Source organism: Geminicoccus sp. (genome assembly GCF_036263595.1).
Lineage (GTDB): Bacteria > Pseudomonadota > Alphaproteobacteria > Geminicoccales > Geminicoccaceae > Geminicoccus.
Genome location: NZ_DATAGQ010000194.1, coordinates 54,171 through 70,138, shown reverse-complemented (window position 1 = coordinate 70,138; position 15,968 = coordinate 54,171). Strand labels below are relative to the sequence as shown.

Annotated in this window: 14 protein-coding genes and 2 pseudogenes; 6 read left to right on the top strand and 10 right to left on the bottom strand. The window is 67.5% G+C overall.

Annotation, left to right across the window (positions count from 1 at the left end; all coding sequences use genetic code 11):
• Positions 1 to 301: 301 nt before the first annotated feature.
• Positions 302 to 1,169, top strand: a pseudogene (locus VHL31_RS21085) (IS5 family transposase).
• A 429-nt stretch (positions 1,170 to 1,598) separates the two neighbouring features.
• Positions 1,599 to 1,835, top strand: a pseudogene (locus tag VHL31_RS21080) (IS481 family transposase); the annotation flags it as partial.
• Here the strand turns inward: VHL31_RS21080 and VHL31_RS21075 are convergent.
• The 3 genes from VHL31_RS21075 to VHL31_RS21065 are packed head-to-tail and all read right to left on the bottom strand — an operon-like array spanning position 1,832 to position 3,628.
• Entirely contained in the window at positions 1,832 to 2,893 is a 1,062-nt protein-coding gene (locus tag VHL31_RS21075) for an AbrB family transcriptional regulator (protein WP_329663206.1), read from the bottom strand. The pseudogene VHL31_RS21080 and the gene VHL31_RS21075 sit on opposite strands and share 4 nt — an antisense overlap.
• Positions 2,894 to 2,924: 31 nt before the next feature.
• On the bottom strand, positions 2,925 to 3,317 hold the full coding sequence (locus VHL31_RS21070; RefSeq protein ID WP_329663205.1) for an EVE domain-containing protein: 393 nt from the start codon (positions 3,315 to 3,317) through the stop codon (positions 2,925 to 2,927).
• Positions 3,318 to 3,340: 23 nt separating this feature from the next.
• On the bottom strand, positions 3,341 to 3,628 hold the full coding sequence (locus VHL31_RS21065; protein WP_329663204.1) for a YciI family protein: 288 nt from the start codon (positions 3,626 to 3,628) through the stop codon (positions 3,341 to 3,343).
• 70 nt (positions 3,629 to 3,698) lie between these two features.
• On the opposite strand from VHL31_RS21065, the gene VHL31_RS21060 reads away from it, so the two are divergent.
• A complete protein-coding gene (locus tag VHL31_RS21060) occupies positions 3,699 to 4,580 on the top strand; it encodes a DMT family transporter (protein ID WP_329663203.1) in 882 nt (293 codons plus the stop codon).
• A gap of 3 nt (positions 4,581 to 4,583) precedes the next feature.
• Here the strand turns inward: VHL31_RS21060 and VHL31_RS21055 are convergent, their stop codons facing one another.
• Genes VHL31_RS21055 through VHL31_RS21035 form a run of 5 tightly spaced genes read right to left on the bottom strand, consistent with a single transcriptional unit; the run spans position 4,584 to position 10,221 of the window.
• A complete protein-coding gene (locus VHL31_RS21055) occupies positions 4,584 to 5,174 on the bottom strand; it encodes a glutathione S-transferase N-terminal domain-containing protein (protein WP_329663202.1) in 591 nt (196 codons plus the stop codon).
• Positions 5,175 to 5,221: 47 nt separating this feature from the next.
• A complete protein-coding gene (locus tag VHL31_RS21050; RefSeq protein WP_329663201.1) occupies positions 5,222 to 5,674 on the bottom strand; it encodes a YqaA family protein in 453 nt (150 codons plus the stop codon).
• A 13-nt stretch (positions 5,675 to 5,687) separates the two neighbouring features.
• On the bottom strand, positions 5,688 to 6,314 hold the full coding sequence (locus VHL31_RS21045; RefSeq protein ID WP_329663200.1) for an outer membrane lipoprotein carrier protein LolA: 627 nt from the start codon (positions 6,312 to 6,314) through the stop codon (positions 5,688 to 5,690).
• Positions 6,315 to 6,359: 45 nt separating this feature from the next.
• Positions 6,360 to 9,008 carry a DNA translocase FtsK gene (locus VHL31_RS21040; protein WP_329663199.1) on the bottom strand — a complete coding sequence of 883 codons (2,649 nt, stop codon included), beginning with the start codon at positions 9,006 to 9,008 and terminating at the stop codon, positions 6,360 to 6,362.
• Between the two features lies 1 nt (position 9,009).
• Positions 9,010 to 10,221 carry an aminotransferase class I/II-fold pyridoxal phosphate-dependent enzyme gene (locus VHL31_RS21035; protein WP_349262509.1) on the bottom strand — a complete coding sequence of 404 codons (1,212 nt, stop codon included), beginning with the start codon at positions 10,219 to 10,221 and terminating at the stop codon, positions 9,010 to 9,012.
• A gap of 259 nt (positions 10,222 to 10,480) precedes the next feature.
• Between VHL31_RS21035 and VHL31_RS21030 the strand changes: the two genes are divergently transcribed.
• The 3 genes from VHL31_RS21030 (at position 10,481) to VHL31_RS21020 (ending at position 13,298) form a co-directional block, all read left to right on the top strand.
• A complete protein-coding gene (locus VHL31_RS21030) occupies positions 10,481 to 10,738 on the top strand; it encodes a hypothetical protein (protein WP_329663197.1) in 258 nt (85 codons plus the stop codon).
• A gap of 141 nt (positions 10,739 to 10,879) precedes the next feature.
• The gene (locus VHL31_RS21025) at positions 10,880 to 11,422 is read left to right on the top strand and encodes a hypothetical protein (protein ID WP_329663196.1); all 543 of its coding nucleotides are present in this window, start codon (positions 10,880 to 10,882) and stop codon (positions 11,420 to 11,422) included.
• A 106-nt stretch (positions 11,423 to 11,528) separates the two neighbouring features.
• On the top strand, positions 11,529 to 13,298 hold the full coding sequence (locus tag VHL31_RS21020) for a cation:proton antiporter (protein WP_329663195.1): 1,770 nt from the start codon (positions 11,529 to 11,531) through the stop codon (positions 13,296 to 13,298).
• Here the strand turns inward: VHL31_RS21020 and VHL31_RS21015 are convergent.
• Together VHL31_RS21015 and xsc are read right to left on the bottom strand one after the other, a co-directional pair.
• The gene (locus tag VHL31_RS21015; RefSeq protein ID WP_329663194.1) at positions 13,276 to 13,887 is read right to left on the bottom strand and encodes a hypothetical protein; all 612 of its coding nucleotides are present in this window, start codon (positions 13,885 to 13,887) and stop codon (positions 13,276 to 13,278) included. The two genes, VHL31_RS21020 and VHL31_RS21015, sit on opposite strands and share 23 nt — an antisense overlap.
• Before the next feature lie 97 nt (positions 13,888 to 13,984).
• Complete coding sequence (gene xsc, locus VHL31_RS21010; RefSeq protein ID WP_329663193.1) at positions 13,985 to 15,703, bottom strand: sulfoacetaldehyde acetyltransferase; 1,719 nt, start codon at positions 15,701 to 15,703, stop codon at positions 13,985 to 13,987.
• Positions 15,704 to 15,968: the final 265 nt, after the last annotated feature.

The window sequence follows — 15,968 nt, the reverse complement described above, 5'->3', positions numbered from 1 at the left end:
ATGCAGACGCCAGCATCCCGGCGACCGCCGGCAACTCCAAGGCTGCTGGTCGTGGGCGCAAGCCGTCATCCGCCCACCAAAGGCGTTCCACCCCGGAGCAGCCGACCCGCCACCCGCTTGACCGGCAATACCGTGTCTCCGAGGGAGCGGGCTGAAGCTATGCACTCAGCCGGCATCTGGAGGCGCATCCTGGGTGGCCTGCGAGCCCTGTCAGCTGTGCTGACAGCCCTCCGGGGGATCGGGCTTAGAGCGCATAACAGAACCTGGTGGGCATGGGAGCAAGCTGCGCTGAAATGGCCGGATGAAAGACCCTCTGGTTTCCGACGAGCTATGGCGGTTGGTCGAGCCGCTCCTCCCCGCGCGTGGGCCGCGGCCAAGAGGTGGCCGTCCGCCTGTTGATGATCGCAGAGCGCTGGAAGGCATCGTGTTCGTGCTGCGCACCGGCCTTGGCCCGTCGGCGTCTTGCTGACGCCGACCACGCTGTGGATGGAGAGATGGCCTACTGGTCATCTCTGGGCCTATCTGCCCAAGGAGATGGGTTGCGGGTCGGGTATGACCTGCTGGCGCAGGCTGCGCGACTGGCAAGCGGCTGGGGTATGGGCGCGGCTGCACCGCGTACTGCTGGATCGGCTGGGCAGGGCCAACGCCATCGATTGGAGTCGGGCAGCGGTCGACAGTGCCTCGTTCGCGGCGAAAAAGGGGGCGAAGCGACCGGGCCGAACCCGACCGACCGCGGCAGACCTGGCTCCAAGCGCCACCTCCTTGTCGACGGCCACGGCATCCCGCTTGCGCTTCTGCTCACGGCGGCGAACCGGCACGACAGCAAGCTCCTCACACCGCTGATCGAGGCGGTGCCGCCGGTACGGCAATGTGCAGGACGGCCAAGAAAGCGACCGACCAAGCTGCATGCCGACAAAGGCCACGACTTCGACTTCTGCCGCGCAGCACTGCGCCGACGCCAGATCGTGCCCAGGATCGCCAGGCGCGGGATCGAGAGCAGCGAGAAGCTTGGCCGGCACCGGTGGGTGATCGAGCGGACCTTGGCCTGGTTCAGCCGCTTTCGCAGGCTCACCGTCCGCTACGAGCGGCGCCTCGACATTCTCCAGGGCTTCCACCTGCTCGCCGCCAGCCTGATCTGCCTCAAGGTCGTGACGAGGTGGTTTTGTTAAGGGCTCTAAGTCCACATCGAACTGGCCGCGATCTGAACTGAAGTGGACAAGCTGAGCCTGTTCGTGGCGATCAGCCGCCAGCAGGCCCTGGCGGCGGCAAGACGAGAAGCTCGCCTTTGCCCAACTCGTGGAGCGTACGGGCAAGATGGAGGCCGCTCCGTTCCCGCGCGACCTGATCCTGGCCGTGCTCGGGCGCATCCACACCATCGCGCAGCGATCCGCCGGCATGCCCGACAAAGGCCCAGATCCGCTGACCGGCAACGGAGTCCAGTTCACGCCTTGCCGCAGGACATCTGGGAAATCCAGCACGTCTTCGATGAGCGCTGTGCGACGGCATCGACCACCGGCTGACCAAGGTGGACCATCCCCTCCCGACTCTGCTGAACCGGTCATCTTCGAGATGCGGATCATCCGGCTGATGCTGGATGGTGGACCAACTGGCAGGCCCTGCCAATGAACCGCCCGATCAAGGACGCGACGGTCAAGCGCTGCCACGACCAGCCAAGGGCATACCTGCAATTCTTCGTTGCCGCCTGCTGCCACGCCCGGCGCCTGACGACCCTGCGCGGCCTCACACCCTGCGAGTTCATCTGTCAGACCTGGGCCAAAGAGCCGGATGGGTTCAGGCTCGAACCGGCACACCACATCCCGGGATTGTACAGCTAGACTGGCGGCGCCCCGCCCCAGGCAAGGCGCCGATAGATCCGCCATGCCCACGGGACGGCCAGCACGATGACCGCGATCCGTAGTACGTGGTGGGTAGCCACGAAGGCCGGATCGACGGCGAGCACGATGGCGATGAGGCTGGTCTCGGCGAGGCCACCGGGAATGAAGGCCAGGAGCAGCGCCGCGAACGGCAGCCCGGTGGCCAGATGGAGCAGGAGAGCCGCGGCAGCTGCCAACAGCAGCATGAGGGTCGTCGACAGGACGCTTTCCCCCAGGGTGCGCAGGATCATGCGTGGGTCGGTGCCGGTGAAGCGGCAACCTGCCGCCGCGCCGATGACCACCTGCGCCGCTGCCACGCTCCAGTCGGGTGGGGCACCCTGCACTAGCCCCGCCATGTGGGCGGCACCGCTCGCCACCATGGCGCCAAGGAGGGGGCCTGCCGGTAGTCGCAGGATGGCGCCGGCCACGCCGCCGACCGTACCGCAACCCGCGAGCAGGACCAGATCGCGAAGACCAGCCGACGGCAGGGCTGGACCGGTGACACCCGCCGTTTCCGCCTCCACCAGCCAGGCGAAGACCGGCAGGACGCTCACCACGATCAGCACACGGATGGCGTGGATCAGGGCGATCCGCCGCAAGTCGCCGCCGGCCCGTTCGCCTGCCACCACCATCTCCGAGAACCCGCCCGGAGCGGAGCAGAAGAACGCCGTGACCGGGTCGTAGCGGCTGATCCGCACGAAGCAGAGCGTCGTCACCAGGGTCACGAGGGCGATGTAGGGCAGGAGTGCCAGGAGGCTCGGCCACCATCGCACCACATGCCCCATCATGTCGGGTGCGAACCAGGATCCGACCAGCACACCCAGCACGACCACGAACGGCGAACGCAGCGATGCCGGGACGACCATGCGGTAGCCGGCCAACGCGGCCAGCGTCGTCGCGAACAGGGCACCCAGCATCCAGGCGAGCGGAACGTGCGCGATGGCGAACAGGCCTCCCCCAATGCCGCCAACCACCAAGGCTGGCAGGACGGTGACGAACCAGGGGTGCAGGCTTCTCATCGCGTGGTAGGGCGAGGGATGTCGGCGCAGGTCACCTTGACCCGTCGCTCAGCTCCAGGATCAGTTGCCAGTGCTCGTCGCTGACCGGCGTCACCGAGAGGCGGGACTGCCGGATGAGGGCGATGTCCGCCAGGGCAGCCTCTGCCTTGATCGCCGAGAGAAGCACCTCGTTCGGCAGCCTGCGGACCGGCTGCAGCTTCACCAGGCACCATGGCGGGTTGTCCGGGTCGTCGTACCAGGTCTGCGATACCCTCATGATCCCGAGCACCGCCGGCTGGACGACCGAGCGATAGAAGAAGACCTCCTCGCCCAGCGCCATCGACCGCATGTTGCGGGCGGCCTGATGGTTGCGCACGCCGGACCAGATTGTCTCGCCGTCCGCAACCAGCCGCTCCCAGGAATAGTCCTCCGGCTCCGTCTTCATCAGCCAGTGTGCCATGACGTCGATCAGGCCATCCAGGCGCCCAGTGCGGCGCGATAGGGAGTGACCGTGAAGGAAGCAAACACGCCTTCGACCGAGAATGGGTCGGCCTTGGCAAAGGCTTCCGCTTCTGCCTTGTCGGCCACGTCCACGATGAGCACGCTGCCCATTGGATCGCCCTTCTCGTCCAGCGTGGCGCCGGCGACCTTGATCACCTCCATCCTGGACTGCAAGTAGGCGAGGTGAGTAGGCCGGACTTCCATGCGGCGCGCGAGGGCGCCGGGCTTGTCTTCGGCACGGATGATGAAGAGCATGTCGGTCTCCGAGGCGGGTCCATCTGCGTCAACCATAGGCGCTGGCAGTACCACACGTCACCATGGCGAAATGCCCGACCGCCGCCCTGGCACGCTGATCGGCATGGGCGCCATCCTGTTGTGGGCGACGCTGGCGCCGCTCGGGGTGGCCCTCGACGGCGTGCCGCCATTTCTCCTGACGGGCGCCGCGTTCCTGATTGGCGGGGTGTTCCTGATGGGAGCGCTGCTCGTGCGCGGGCAGCCGGCGACGCGGGGCTTCCAGGCCACGCCGCTCGCCTGGGCGATCGGCGTCGGCGGCTTCTTCGGGTACCATGCCGTCTATTTCACGGCGCTGAAGCTGCTTCCGCCGGTCGATGCCCTGCTGGTCATCAACCTCTGGCCACTCCTGATCGTACTGTTCTCTGCCCTGCTTCCGGGCGAGCGACTCCTGCCAAGGCATGTCGTCGGGGCGCTGCTCGGGCTGGGCGGCACCAGCCTGATCGTGCTCGGCAGGGGCGAGATCGGAGGCGGGGGAAGCTTGGCCGGCTGGCTGTGTGCGCTCGCGGCCGCCCTGATCTGGTCCGGCTACTCCATCCTGAACCGACGTTTTGCGGCGGCCACGTCGTCGGACGCGGTGATTGGCTTCTGCCTGGCCACGGCAGTCCTTTCGCTGGCCGCTTCCTTGCTCGTGGAACAGCCGGTCCTCCCGCAAGGCCACGGATGGGCGATGCTGGTCCTGTTGGGCCTGGGGCCGGTCGGCCTGGCATTTCTGCTGTGGGATCGGGGCACCAAGAGCGGTGACATCCGCGTGCTCGGTGCAGCGGCCTATGCAGGCCCGCTGATCGGCACGCTCCTGCTCCTCGTCATGGGTCGGGCCGAACCGTCATGGCGGCTGTTGCTCGCCGCCCTGTTGATCGTGGGGGGCTCGCTCCTGGCGTCGGGCGACCTGCTCGGCCGACGCCAGGAGAGCTGAGGTTCAGGCCGCGGGCTTGGTGGCCGCGAACGAGGGCCGCTTTTCCATCTCCGCATGCCAGCGGTCGAGCTCGGGCGCCCTCGATCGCCAGTCGATGCCGGGATGGCGGACGTCCAGATAGGTCAGGGCCACCGCCATCGCGATCGAGTCCAGCCGCAACTGTCCTGCAAAGCTCTGCAGCTCGCCGGCAGCCGCATCCACCGAACGGACGATCGACTGGCGCTGCTTATCCATGAAAGCCTGTGACCGCTCGCCGTCCGGCCTGATGCTCTCCTGCCGCGCTGCCACGGCCGCGTCCATGATCCCGTCGGCCAGGGCCATGCGACGCAACACCGGCCAGCGCTCGTCGCCGGTGGGGATCAGCAGCGCCCCATTGCCGATCGTGTCGAAATATTCGCAGATCACCGGGCTGTCGTAGAGTGCGTCACCGGTCGCGAGTGCCAGGACAGGCACTTTCGCGAGCGGGTTCTTCGCAGCCACGCTCGGATCCAGTCCGGACGGAGGCGCCACGATCTCCAGGTCCAGCCCCTTCTCCAGGGCGACGATATGAGCCTTCCGCCCGAAGGGGCTGAGCGGCAGGGTGATCAGCTGCATGAGGATGTCTCCTGGAGCGGGGGCTCCCTGATGCCACGGCACACCGGTCAGTTGAAGATCTGGTCGACGCCCAGCCAGTCAGCACCGCCCAGCACGAGGGCATAGCGTGCCCCCTTGGCGAAGCCGACCAGCAGCACGAAGGTCGCCAGATGAACGCGCAGCGTGCCGGCCGCGATCGAGAGCGCGTCGCCCACGCCAGGCAGCCAGGTCAACAGCAGGGCCGGCTTGCCCCAGCGGGCGAACCAGTGCTGCGCGCGCTCCAGCTTGTCCGGACCCACCGGGAACCAGCGACGGTCCTGAAAGCGCAGGAGCGCGGTACCCATCCACCAGGACAGGACCGATCCTGCCAGGTTGCCGATGGTCGCCACCACCCAGAGCGACAGCACGCTGAGGCCCTGGGTCATCAGGCCCAGCATCACGACCTCGGAGCTGCCGGGCAGGATGGTGGCGGAACTGAACGCGCTGGCGAACAGGCCAAAGAGAAGGAGCAGGTCGTTCATCGGGGCGCGTGCGTCAGTTCAGCTCGGGATAGCCGAACAGCTGCGGGTCGCGCCAGGTGAACAGGGCCTGGTCGATCCGCCGGTCGGTCTGCACGTCCGAGAGCGTCACCACGGTCTTGGTACCGCCCGGGTCGAGGACCGTCCAGCGACGCAGCTCGACCGGCTTTTGGGCAAAGACCAGTTCCACCGAGCCCTGGCCCTCGTTGCCCTTGCGATAGGCGGTAATCGCGATCTCGCCGCCGGCCACGCGGACCTTGCGGATCAGCACCTCCTTGCCGAAGTCGGGATTCTCCGACAGGAGGAAGCCGATGGGGGTCTCACCCACCGGGATGTAGTTCACCTGCTTGACCTTGGCGTCGTAGAAGACGAGCCGCCAGTCCGTGGTCACCAGGAGGATATCGGCGGGCGGATCGTACTGCATCCGCATCTGGCCCGGCCGCTGGATCCAGAGGCGCCCGGTCGTGAACGCGCCGTCAGGGGCGATCTGGACGAAGGTCGCGGTCAGCGTCTTCAGGCCGCGCATCCATCTGGTGACCGAATCCACCGCTGCCTGCTCGGCCGCCGTGAGCGCCGCTTCAGCGAGGACCGGTACCGCCAGACCTGCCAGCACCGTCGAAAGAAACAGACGTCGTGACGTCAACGTTCATCCTTCCTGCACGACCCCTCCCGGACCCTGCCAGGGGGATCAGAATTCCGTAGGCTCGTCGCCATCCACCCCGCCACGGCCCATCAGGACCTGGCGGCGCCCGACATGGTCGGCGGGCGTGATCAGTCGATCCTGCTCCATCCGCTCGATCAGCTTGGCAGCCGTGTTGTAGCCGATGTTGAGCTTGCGCTGCAGATAAGATGTGGAGGCCTTCCCGTCGCGCGCAACGACCTTGATCGCTTCCTGGTACATGGCGTCGCCGCCGGCCTCGCCGCCTGAACCGAACATGGCACCCTGCGGGCCGTTCCCGTCGCCACCGCTGCCGCCCTCCTCGGCGGCCACGTCGTCGGTCACCGCATCGACATAATCGGGCTCGCCCTGCGCCTTCAGGTGGGTCACCACCCGCGCAACGTCGTCGTCGGTCACGAGCGGGCCATGGATGCGCAGGATCCGGTCCCCCGGCATCATGAACAGCATGTCGCCCTGGCCCAGCAACTGCTCGGCACCCGGCTCGCTCAGGATGGTGCGGCTGTCGATCTTGGACGACACCCGGAAGGAGATCCGGGACGGCAGGTTCGCCTTGATGACACCGGTCAGCACGTCGACCGAGGGGCGCTGCGTTGCGACGATCAGGTGGATGCCGGCGGCGCGGGCCTTTTGCGAGAGGCGCTGGATCGCGTTCTCGATCTCCTTGCCGGCGGTGAGCATGAGGTCGGCCACCTCGTCGACGATGACGACGATCAGCGGCAGCGACTTCATCTCGATCGGCTGGTCCTCGAAGGTCGGCGCCCCGGTGTTGGGTTCGAAGCCGGTGCGTACGCGCCGGTTCAGTGTCTCGCCCTGCGCCTTGGCCGCCTCGATCCGCCGGTTGAAGGCGAAGATGTCGCGGACACCCAGGTGCGACATGAGCCGGTAGCGCTCGTCCATCTGCCTGACGACCCATTTGAGCGCCACCACCGCCTTGCCGGGCTCGGTGACGACCGGGGCCAGGAGGTGCGGGATGTGGTCGTAGACCGAGAGCTCGATGACCTTGGGGTCGATCATGATGATCCGGCACTGCTTGGGCGTCAGCCGGTAGAGCAGCGAGAGGATCATGGCGTTGATGGCAACCGACTTGCCGGCACCGGTGGTGCCGGCGATCAGGAGATGCGGCATCCGGGCAAGGTCGACCATGATCGGCTTGCCGGAGATGTCCTTGCCGAGTGCCAGGGCCAGGCGGGCCGAGGTCTCCGTGAACTGCGGGCTGTCCAGCAGCTCCTTCAGGAACACCGTCTCACGGACATCGTTCGGCAGCTCGACGCCGATCACGTTGCGGCCGGGCACAGTGGCGACGCGGACCGAAAGGGCGCAGAGCGAGCGGGCGATGTCGTCGGCAAGGCTGATGACGCGCGCCGCCCGGGTGCCGGGGGCAGGCTCCAGCTCGTAGAGGGTGACAACCGGGCCGGGCTTGGCATCGGTGATCTCGCCGCGCACGCCGAAATCGTCCAGCACGGTTTCCAGCTGGCGGCTGGTCTCGTGCAGCTTCTCCTTGGTGATTGCCGCGTTCGGCTTGTGCTTGGGCGGCGTCAGAAACTCCAGGTCGGGAAGCTCGAAGCCGTCGTCCGACGCGGCGGTGCGCGCAGGATCGGATGGCCGCAGCACCGCCACCGTCGTCTTGGCGGCGGGCGCCGGGATGGACGCACGGCCACCACCACCCTTGGCGGGGGGCGGGAACGGGATGAGGTCATCCTCGTCCTCGTCGTCATCCTCGGGTTCGTTCATGTAATCGCGTGGATCCGGTTGCACCGGCTCGGGCGGAGCACTGGCGGTCCGGCCACGGCCACGGGTGGGCTTCGCCAGTTCCTGCTCGGGTTCGTTCGTGTCGTCGTCGTAGCTGTCGGGCTCGGGACGGCGGACGCCCGGGCGGCGGGGGCGCACCGGCTTCTCGGGTTCGTTCGTGCGAAACAGGGCCGCAACCCGCCCCCGAACCTGAGCGATTAGGCCGCAGACGACGTTCGCACCTGCGATTGTCCTGCCGCCGATGGCGGGCAGGCGCGGCAGGGACAGCCTGGCGAGGAACGAGGGCCCGGGCTGCTGCTTGCGCTCGAGATGATGCCGCCGGCTCCTTGGCCGCGCCAGGCCGAACAGCTTCCAGCGACCATCGGTCAGCGGAATGCCGAAGGCCAGGATGCCGGCTGCCAGGGTGAGCAGAACGGCCCCCCAGCCGTAGAGCACGCCGCCCACCATCGGGTGCAGGGTCTCGTGGAGGAAGCGCCCGACAAAGCCGCCAAGGCCTACCCGCAGCGGCCAGCTCGCCGCGTCTGGCTGGGGCTGGGTCGCCAGGAAGGCGCACAGACCCAACAGCGCCATCGGCAGGGCCGTGGGCGGGAGCAGCACGCTGTAGAAGGGCTTGTCCGCGACGAGACGGATCCCCCAGACCGCGAACACGGCGATCGGCAGCCACACCGCCACGCCGAACAGCTGCAGCACGAGGTCCGCGGCATAGGCGCCGAACAGGTCCAGCGGGTTGGCGGGGGCGGCACTGGTGGCGGTGTTGAAGGACGGATCGGCCGGATCGAAGCCCCAGACCGCGATGGCCAGCAGGCCGGCCACCGCCAGCCAGCCCAGGCCCACCACCAGCCGGCGCATGGTGGCGACCAGGCCGGCGAACGGCCGCTCGCCGCGGAGATGATCGACCGTCGTTGCCAAGTCAGGATCCTCCCGATCGAGCCACTCGATCTGTTGGGGCAAGCGTGGTGGCGAAGCGGTCGAGCGCATCGGCGATCGTCCCGAGATCGTGGACCAGCGCCAGACGGACATAGGCACTGGAGGTGGGTTCGGGGCCGTCGAGATAGGCACCGGGCAGGACCTTCAATCCAGCCTGGTGCCAGAGCCTGGCTGTGGCCGCCACCCCGTCACCGACATCAAGCCACAGGAAGAATCCGGCAGGAGGCCGGAAGAAGCCGAAACGGCCGGCAAGGCGCTGTTCGGCCACATCGAACTTCTGCCGGTAGAGGCGGCGGTTCTCCTCGACATGCGCCTCGTCGTTCCACAAGGCCTCGGCAGCTTCCATGACCGGCACGGGCTGTGTGGCCGCCGCATAGGCCCGCAGCTTCGCGAAGGCCTGGACGAGGCGCGGATCGCCGGCGACGAAGCCGGAGCGCAGGCCTGCCGCATTCGACCGCTTGCTCAGCGAATGGAACACGAGGACCTGCTCGATGCTGCCGGTCTCGTTGATCGCGACGTCCACGCCGCCGGGCGGGGGCTCTCTGTCCCAGAGCTCGGCATAGCACTCGTCGAGGATGAGGACGAAGCCATGCCGGCGGGCCAGGGCGATGGCCCGGGCGAGATAGGCACGGTCCGCCACGGCGCCCTGCGGGTTGGACGGCGTGCAGAGATAGAAGGCCGCAGCCCGCTCCAGCACGTCTGTGGGGATCGCGTCGAGATCGGGCAGGAAGCCGTGCGCGGCGGTGCTGGGCAGGAGCACCGGCTCCGCCCCGGCCATGACTGCCGCCCCGAGATAGACCGCATAGAACGGCGTGGGCATCAGCACCACCGGCCTGCTCCGGCGGACCCGGTCGACGGCGAGCAGCGCTGCCAGGAACAACGCCTCCTTGGTTCCGGCGACCGCCAGCACGTGCCGGTCGGGGTCGAGCGCGTCCTCCGGGAGCCGGTTGCGCCGGGACAGCCAGCGCAGGACCGTCCGCCGGAAGGAGGGCGTACCGGTGGGCGGCGGGTAGCGGTTCCAGCTGCCGGCATGCCTGGCAAGCGTCTCAGCGAGGATCGGCGGGACCGGATGCTGCGGCTCGCCGATCCCGAGGTCCAGCACCGGGCGGGCGGATGGCGGCGAGAGGTCCGCCAACAGACCGGCCAGCCGGCGGAACGGAAACTCGCCGAGGCTGTCTAGGCGGGACAAGGGCATCGGTGTGACGACTTCGATTGGCGGCCATGAACTTGAGTGCAGATTTAACATCCACGGCCAAGCCGCCGCAACGGCGCTACAAATCCGAGGGAGGATGCAGGGCGGTCCTGTGGCGGCGTTCCCGCACCAGGGGAGCGGGCCGCTTCGAGAACACCTGGCGGTTTGGACTGCGGGAGAACGGGACGCGGGAGCACAACCTTTGCCGCGCTCGGCCGTTGACACAGGCAGGACAGTACAAACGCGATTGGAGACGCCTACCATGGCCGAGTTCACCGACCACTACGTGATCTTCACCGACAAGGACTTCTGGCGGCAGTACCGGTCGAGCCAGAATGTCGACGAAGAGCTGGAACGTGTCTGTCGGGAAGGTGGAGCCGGCCTGTTCATCCAGCACTACAACATCTATCGCGGCCCGTACGACCAGCATCTCTGGGAACAGATGGACAAGGGCGGGCTTACTGACGATGCGCTGCCCAGCAGCTTCCAGCTCCACAAGAAGATCCCGTTCGCACCCTAGGCGAGCCAGTCGCCGTGTCGGGCCGGCACACGGCGGCCTTCGCCTGCCGATTTGGCTCGCATTGTTGCCGGAGGACCATTGGTCTCGGCTTCGATGCGGGTTCAGATGCGGCACAGGTCAACGACATGGACCGAACGACGCATGAAACGCCTGCTTGTCGCCATCGCCGCCGGTCTTCCTCTGGCGGCATGTGCCACCGGTGGCGGGACCAGCTCCGCACCGACGCGCCCCGTCGTGAACGTGACGGACAAGGTGGGCGCGGTCGATGCCGACCGGATCGTCGGCAACTGGACCTGCCGCCAGCTGAACCCCATTCCCGACATGCCGGACGTGGCCAACACCACGACCTATGGCGCGGACGGCAAGGGAAAGGTCGTTGCGGCGGCCGATACCGAGGGAAAGCCTGCGGGCATTCCTGCCAAGCTCAAGACCGAGTTTGCCTATGATTGGTCGGTCGAAGGTGAGCGGCTCGTGATCTCGAACATCGATTCGAGCATCACGGCGGCCGACGACAGCGCCGGATCGACGATCCTGGCTCCGATTGCACAGCTGGTCTCCTCGACCTTCATCGACCAGTCCGAGCCTTCCACCAGCGACGTGCTGGAACTGACGGACGCGAAGCTGGTCGTCCGACCGGTCGGGGTCGAGGATCCGCCGATCATCTCCTGCACGCGGAGCCAGTGACGCTGCCCAGCCCGCAAGGTTGGACAAAGGGCCGTCTGCGCGGTTGCAGTCGGCCCGGCCCCGCCTGACAATCGGGGCGAGGAAGACGGCCGGCGGAGGCGGGTTCTTGGACCACGAGGTTCCGCTGATCGCGACAGTGGCGATGAGCTTCGTCATCGCCTTCGTGTTCGGCTTCCTGGCGAACCGCATCAACCTGCCTCCGCTCGTCGGCTACCTGGTCGCGGGGATCGTGGTCGGCCCATTCTCGCCGGGCTTCGTCGCCGATCCGAGCATCGCCAACCAGCTGGCCGAAATGGGCGTCATCCTGCTGATGTTCGGTGTGGGTCTGCACCTCTCGGTCGCCGACCTGATGGCGGTCTCCAGGGTGGCGGTGCCGGGAGCGCTTGGCCGGATCGTGCTGATGACCCCGATCGGGATCGGGCTCGCTGCGTTCTGGGGCTGGGGCCTGGGAGCGGGCGTGGTGCTGGGCATCAGCCTGGCGGTCGCCAGCACGGCCGTGGTGCTGAAAGCGCTGGAGGACCGCAACGGCCTCGCCACCGTGGACGGCCGGATCGCGATCGGCTGGCTGATCGTCGAGGACCTGGCGATGGTCCTGACCCTCGTGCTCCTGCCGGCCTTCGTCGGCAGTGCGACAGGGCTGGCGCATCCGGCCGCGGGCGACGACATCCTGCTCTCGGTGCTGATCACGCTCGGCAAGGTCGGCGCGTTCATGGCGCTCGCCATGCTCCTGGGCCCGAAAGTGGTGCCGTGGCTGCTCAAGCAGGTGGCCCGCACCGGTTCGCGCGAACTGTTCACCCTGTCGGTCCTGGCGCTGGCGCTGGGCATCGCCTACGGCTCGGCCGAGCTGTTCGGCGTGTCGTTCGCGCTCGGCGCATTCTTCGCCGGGCTGATCTTGAGCGAATCGGACTTCAGCCATCGAGCCGCTGCCGAATCGCTGCCGATGCAGGATGCGTTCGCCATCCTGTTCTTCGTGTCGGTCGGCATGCTGTTCGACCCGAGCATCCTCTTGCGCGAGCCTCTGGCCGTGGCCGCCGTGCTGACCACGATCATCGTCGGCAAGCTGCTCGTGACGTTCGCGATCGTGCTGGCCCTGGGCTATCCGGTGGCCACGGCGCTGACCGTGGCGGCCAGCCTCGCGCAGATCGGCGAGTTCTCCTTCATCCTGGCGGGCCTGGGCGTGGCGACCGGGCAGTTGCCGCCGGAGGGACGCGACCTGATCCTGGCCGGGGCCCTCCTGTCGGTGACGCTCAATCCCATCGTCTTCGCCGCCTCCGACTGGCTGCTGACGACCAAGTCGTTCAGCCCCTTTTTCTCCAAGCGGATCGGAAGCTACGGGCAGCATTCCTTGAGCCTGCTCCAGGGGCAGCTCGACGTGCTGCGCAAGCGCATGGAGGCGCGCGAGACCAACCGGTCGCTGCAGATCCAGAACATCATCGACCGCTTCCCGATCTTCGCCGAACTCGACCAGCAGGCGCGCGAAGACCTGCTCATGCTGTTCCGGCCGCGGACGGCAGCACCGGGCGAGCGGATCATCCGGACCGGCGATCGGGCCGATGCCGCCTATTTCATCTCGTCGGGCGCCGTGCAGGTGAAGGTGGGCGACCGCAGGATCAGGCTGGAAGCCGGTCAGTTCTTCGGCGAGATGGCGCTGCTGAGCGGCCGGCGACGCTCGGCGGACGTCACCGCCGTCGATTTCTGCCAGTTCCAGACGCTCGAAAAGCGTGACTTCCGGTCGTTCCTGACCCGCTACCCGCAACTGCGCTCGAAGGTGATGGAACTGGCCGCCAGGCGCAGCGAGATGAACCAGCAGGCAGGCCGGACCGATCCGGCGGTGGCGCCGGATCAAGCCGCCGCTACGAGGAGCGCTTCTTCGTGACCACGGGCGGGTTGGCCAGGATCGCCTTGGAAAAGGCGTCTTCGACGGTCGAGCCGGCCAGGATGTCGGCGATGATCTGCGTCCTGGAGGCAGTCACCGATTTCGGGATCGAGGTCATGTTGGACTTGTAGTGGTCCCACATGATCTGGATCGCCTGCTTCTCGTTGATCTTCGTCTTCGGCGTGGGCGACGTCTCGCCCTCCCGGACATGATCGGCGAAGTCGGTGGCGACGGTGGACCAGTCGAACGAGAAGACCTGCCGCCTGAGCTCGATCGGGTCGGCGTCCGGCGAAGGGGTGGCACCATCCTCGCCAGCGGCGTTGCTCGCCACCAGGCTGGACAGGTCCGGCAGGCCACGCTCCTGGCAGAAGGAGCGCACGACCTCGAGCCGGCGGGCTAGGCTGACGGCGATCACTTTCTGAACGCTCTTGCGCTGCGGGTGGAGCGCCTTGGCGCGCTCGATCAGGTCACCCTGGCTGATCGTGCGCTTGTCCTTGGCCAACTCCACCAGGATCGGAAAGTAGACCCCGGCCAGTTGCAGATCGAGGGCGGTGGTGGTGCGCGTGGGCGGCGCGGTCGGTTCGGGCATAAGGGTGCCTGTCGTTGGGGCGTGGCTGGGCCGGAGCCTTCCTTCTACGAGGAACGGCCCGGTCCGTCAGCCCTCAAAGCACGGCATCCCCGCCCGCTCAGGCCACCGTGTAGTCGGCGTATTTCGGCAGGAGGCGGTGCGGTTTCTTCAACGCGTCGCGGCGGAAGGGATCGCCCAGCTCCTCGGTGGCCATGATCTCCAGCACGCACGGACGGCCGGAGGCCACCGCCTCGCGCAGCGCGTCGCCGATCTGGCCGGGATGGTCGACCTTGATGCCCTTGGCCCCCATGGAATCGGCAATGGCGGCGAAGCTCGGGTTCTTCAGGTTGGTGCCGATGAAGCGATCGGCATAGTAGTCGATCTGGTTCTTCTTCTCGGCACCCCACTGGCCGTTGTTGAAGACGACGGCGATGGCCGGGATGTTCTCGCGCACGGCAGTCAGCGTCTCCTGCAGGCTCATGCCCCAGGCGCCGTCGCCTACATAGGCGATGGCCGGCCGGTCGGGCCGGGCAACCTTGGCACCGATCGCCGTGGGATAGGCGTAGCCGCAATTGCCGAAGCTCATGGCGGCGAAGAAGGAGTGGGGCTTCTCGAAGCGCAGGTAGGAGTTCGACACCGAGCAGATATTGCCGATGTCGGTGGTGACCATGGCGTTGTCCGGCATGGCCTTTTCCAGCTCGCGCAGGATGCGGCGGGGCGAGATCGGGCTGCCGTCGGCCTGGCCCCACTGGTTGAGCTCGGCCTCCCACTCGTCCTTCTGCTTCTGGATCTCCGACAGGCGAGCCTCGCGCGTGCCATGGGCCACGATCTGGCGGTTCTCGGCCTGGAGCTTCTCGAGGATCGCGGTGGTGGCGGCCCTGGCGTCGCCGCAGACCGCCACCGAGGCCTGCTTGACCAAGCCAAGCTTGCGCGGGTTGATCTCGACCTGGACCAACTTCGCGTTCTTCGGCCAGTAGTCGATGCCGTGCTGGGGCAGCGTGCCGAAGGGTCCAAGCCGTGTGCCAAGTGCCAGGACCACGTCGGCCTGGGCCAGCAGCTTCATCGCGGCCTTGGAGCCCTGATAGCCGATCGGGCCGACCCAGAGCGGGTGGGACTTCGGGAAGCTGTCATTGTGCAGGTAGGTGTTCACGACCGGGGCCGAGAGGTGCTCGGCGAGCTTCACCACCTCGTCGACTCCGTCCGACATGACCACGCCGCCGCCGGACAGGATCACCGGGAACCTGGCACCGGCCAGGGCCTCCGCGGCGGCTTCGAGCGACGAGGGGCCGCCAGCCCCGCGCTCGACCCTGATCGGCTGCGGGATGGCGTAGTCGGCCTCGCCGTAGAACAGGTCGCGCGGGATGTTGAACTGGGTGGGACCGCGCTCCATCATGGCATAGTCGAAGCAGCGCGAGAGCAACTCGGCCATGCGGCCCTGGTGGCCGCAATGCACCTGGTACTTCGTGATCTTCTCGAAGAACGGCATCTGCTCGGCTTCCTGGAAGCCGCCCAGGCCCTGGGTGTTCGAGCCGGTCTCCGGGGTGATGACGACGACCGGGCTGTGCGCCCAGTAGGCGGCGGCGACCGCCGTCACGAAGTTGGTGATGCCCGGCCCGTTCTGCGCGATGCAGACGCCGTGCCGGCCCGAGGCGCGCGAGAAGCCGTCGGCCATGTGGCCGGCCCCTTGCTCGTGGGCCACCGAGATGAACCGGATGCCCGCCGGCTCGAACAGGTCGAGCGCATCCATGTAGGCAGAGCCGACGATGCCGAAGACATGCGTCACGCCTTGGGCGGCGAGCGTCTCGACCATCGCCTCGCTGGGGGTCATCCGGGTCATCGTCGCTTCGTGCCTCCTGTTCGGTGGGGAAAGGGTAACGGGGATCCAGGGTAGCCAATAGGACCAGCGGAAATGGTGGATCTGGGCCAGAACCATGTCCCGGGCCAGCCGGCATGGCCTCCGACCGCTCTCCACGGGAGCCATGGCGCATATTCCACGGGCCTTCCCACGCCGGCTACCACGCTTTCACCAATGTCGGGTCGCTAAGGTGTCCGTTGGCGGTTCGACGCTTCGGCGGCCGGCTCGCCGTTGTTCATCGACCCCA

Bases quoted from the DNA above. Each gene is read 5' to 3' on its own strand.
- VHL31_RS21065 (WP_329663204.1), bottom strand. From the start codon at position 3,628: ATGCTCTTCATCATCCGTGCCGAAGACAAGCCCGGCGCCCTCGCGCGC.
- VHL31_RS21050 (WP_329663201.1), bottom strand. From the start codon at position 5,674: ATGAACGACCTGCTCCTTCTCTTTGGCCTGTTCGCCAGCGCGTTCAGT.
- VHL31_RS21075 (WP_329663206.1), bottom strand. From the start codon at position 2,893: ATGAGAAGCCTGCACCCCTGGTTCGTCACCGTCCTGCCAGCCTTGGTG.
- VHL31_RS21060 (WP_329663203.1), top strand. From the start codon at position 3,699: ATGCCCGACCGCCGCCCTGGCACGCTGATCGGCATGGGCGCCATCCTG.
- VHL31_RS21070 (WP_329663205.1), bottom strand. From the start codon at position 3,317: ATGAAGACGGAGCCGGAGGACTATTCCTGGGAGCGGCTGGTTGCGGAC.
- VHL31_RS21035 (WP_349262509.1), bottom strand. From the start codon at position 10,221: ATGCCCTTGTCCCGCCTAGACAGCCTCGGCGAGTTTCCGTTCCGCCGG.
- VHL31_RS21015 (WP_329663194.1), bottom strand. From the start codon at position 13,887: ATGCCCGAACCGACCGCGCCGCCCACGCGCACCACCACCGCCCTCGAT.
- xsc (WP_329663193.1), bottom strand. From the start codon at position 15,703: ATGACCCGGATGACCCCCAGCGAGGCGATGGTCGAGACGCTCGCCGCC.
- VHL31_RS21025 (WP_329663196.1), top strand. From the start codon at position 10,880: ATGAAACGCCTGCTTGTCGCCATCGCCGCCGGTCTTCCTCTGGCGGCA.
- VHL31_RS21030 (WP_329663197.1), top strand. From the start codon at position 10,481: ATGGCCGAGTTCACCGACCACTACGTGATCTTCACCGACAAGGACTTC.
- VHL31_RS21055 (WP_329663202.1), bottom strand. From the start codon at position 5,174: ATGCAGCTGATCACCCTGCCGCTCAGCCCCTTCGGGCGGAAGGCTCAT.